The organism is Natranaerobius trueperi, assembly GCF_002216005.1.
Taxonomy (GTDB): Bacteria; Bacillota; Natranaerobiia; order Natranaerobiales; family Natranaerobiaceae; genus Natranaerobius_A; species Natranaerobius_A trueperi.
On sequence record NZ_NIQC01000104.1, the window covers coordinates 1 to 340 of the forward strand.

Annotated in this window: 1 pseudogene; it reads left to right on the plus strand. The window is 42.1% G+C overall.

What is annotated here, in order from left to right:
• Positions 1-132: 132 nt before the first annotated feature.
• Positions 133-340, plus strand: a pseudogene (locus CDO51_RS13300) (reverse transcriptase domain-containing protein); the annotation flags it as partial.

The window sequence follows — 340 nt, forward strand, 5'->3', positions numbered from 1 at the left end:
GGGAGCGCGGAGTACTAACTCACTGGAACCTAGCGAGGAAGACGGTGCAGAAAGTTTACTTGATAAATTACTACACACAGGAAATTTAAATTCAGCTTACAAAAGAGTAAAGCAAAACAGAGGTGCATCATACGACTCATACGCAAATTTTAAAGAGTGGGGCTATGTCAAATGGGCTTTCGAGCCCTTCTACCAAAGGCACTCCACAAGGTAGAAACCTGTCTCCATTACTCAGTAATATCTACCTCAACAATTTTGATCGACTACTTGAAAAGAGGGGACATAAATTTGTGAGGTACGCAGATGACTGTATCATCTACGTCAAAAGTAAGAGAGCCGC